The sequence below is a fragment of the Actinomycetota bacterium genome, assembly GCA_036280995.1.
In the GTDB taxonomy this organism is placed as follows: Bacteria; Actinomycetota; CALGFH01; order CALGFH01; family CALGFH01; genus CALGFH01.
This window is the reverse complement of record DASUPQ010000555.1, coordinates 1-2,113: the sequence shown is the minus strand read 5'-3', so window position 1 is coordinate 2,113 and position 2,113 is coordinate 1. Positions and strand designations below refer to the sequence as shown.

The 2,113-nt window shown below is 71.1% G+C and carries 2 protein-coding genes; one reads left to right on the top strand and one right to left on the bottom strand.

All coding sequences use genetic code 11. The features are described from left to right. Nucleotides 1-455 (bottom strand): hypothetical protein (locus VF468_18740; GenBank protein HEX5880329.1); only part of this gene is annotated, 455 nt, incomplete at its 3' end. A gap of 572 nt (nt 456-1,027) precedes the next feature. Here VF468_18740 and VF468_18735 point away from each other — a divergent pair. Next, the coding region (locus tag VF468_18735) for an adenylate cyclase regulatory domain-containing protein (GenBank protein ID HEX5880328.1) at nt 1,028-2,113 on the top strand (1,086 nt) is incomplete at its 3' end.

Here is a 2,113-nt window from a genome sequence, read left to right as displayed (position 1 = left end):
GACGCCCTGGCGTACACCACCGCGGCCAGGGCGCCCACGGCCAGGGCGATCGCCACCACCAGAGGGCCGCGCAGGCCGGTCAGCTTCTTGGCCACCTGGATGGCCACCAGGGAGAGCAGCCCGGCCACCGCGGCCAGGTGCAGGTAGCGGCGGGCCCGCTCGTTGACCAGGCCGGTCAGCACCTCAGCGGTCCAGATGCCGAGGGCCGGCAGCAGCAGCAGGCCCAGGGCCAGGGCAACGATGTCGAGCCGGTCGGCCCGGCGGAACAAGAAGAACTCAGGGCTGCGGCCGGTGACGTCCAGCAGCGGCTGGGCGATGGCGAAGCCGCAGAGCACGAACAGCTCGACCAGCGCCCACAGCTGCAGCCGGTCCCGCAGCGGCCGCCGGCGCGGGCCGTCGCCGTCCTGACCGGCCCCTGCCGGTCCAGCCCGCACCTGCTCGCCGTCTCGGGCCACGCGCTCCCTCAGCCTGGTGAGGCCGAGACCGGGTCGAGGCGGCCGTCCAGCAGCCGGTCCAGGAGGTCTTGGGGCGGCGGCTGGGACCGCGGCCTCAAGCGGTCAAGGCGGTCGATGCATGTCGGCCCCTAGAGCGTCGTCGTCGTTCATCGCGTTACACCCGCGCCAACCCGCCGCCTTCACCTAGGGCTGAGCCGCCGAGCGAACTTCGCTCGGCGTGGCGGCGACGGCCACCAGCTCGGCCGGAGGATGTTCGCCGCCTGCCGGCGTCCGGGCCGCCGGCGACGACCGCTAGTGGAGGCGTTGACCTGCGATTATGGTTGGTGGGCGTGACAGGTTTCGAACCTGTGGCCTCTGCCGTGTGAAGACTTCGCCATGCCCTTCGGTTCCAGGGCGCGGTGAACCCTTCCACTACGTCACCGCAGGTGGGCGCCCTTATCTACGAAGGTGTGACTGTGCGACGCGAGGGCAGACGAGGTGCGGTTGCGGGCAGGCGGCTGGCAGCGGAGCCGAGCCCTCGCCAGTGAGCATGCGACGCCTGCTCGTTTGCGCGAGGCTATGCTGGCGGCGGTGTGAGCGGATACTCGAGGCAGGAGGTCGCCCAGCGGGCTGGGGTCGGCCCCGACTACGTCGACCGGTTGGTCGAGCTCGCGATCCTGACGCCAGCTGCGGGAGACGCGTTCTCGCCGGGTGACGTGCTCAGGGCGCGGTGGGTGCAGAGCTTTGAGGGGGCCGGCGTGCCGCTCGAGGGCATAGCTGCCGCCGTCCGGGATGGAGCGCTGTCGTTCTCCTACCTGGACGCGGCCGCATTCGATCAGTTCGCCGGGCTCAGCGGCACGACCTTCCACCAGCTGAGCGCACAGACCGGTATCCCCCTGGAGCTGCTGATGGTGGTCCGCGAGGCCTACGGCTTCGCCGAGCCCCGGCCCGAGGACCCCGTCCACCAGAACGAGCTGAAGGTCGTGCCGGTGATCGAGCTCCAGCTCTCGGAGGGGTTCGACCCCGCCGTCATCGAGCGCTGGCTTCGGGTCTGCGGAGACAGCCTGCGCCGGATCGCCGAGACCGAGACGGCCTGGTGGCACAGCGAGGTCATGACGCGGATGCTTGCGTCGGGCATGACCGAGGGCGAGATGCTGGAAGCTCAGGCCGACCTCGGATCCCGCATGGCCCCCCTCCGCGAGCGTGCCCTCCTCGCGCTCTACTACGGGCAGCAGGAACACACCTGGAACCGGGAGACCGTCGAGCACGTCGAGGGCGCGCTGGAACGGGCTGGTTTGTACCGCCGGTTGGAGCGTCCGCCGGCCGTTTGCTTCCTGGACATCACCGGGTACACACGGCTGACCGAGGAGCGGGGGGATGAGGCCGCCGCCGACCTGGCGACGAGGCTGGCTGGTCTGGTCCGGCGGTCCGCCCAGGAGCACGACGGGACGCCGGTGAAGTGGCTCGGCGACGGGGTGATGTTCTTCTTCCGGGAGCCGGCAGCTGCCGTGCTGGCCGCCCTTGAGATGGTGGAGGCGGTCGGGCGCCAGGGCCTGCCGCCGGCGCATGTCGGGATCCACGCGGGGCCGGGGATCTTTCAGGACGGTGACTACTTCGGCCGGACCGTGAACCTGGCGGCCAGGATCGGCGAGTACGCCAGGCCCGGTGAGGTGCTGGTC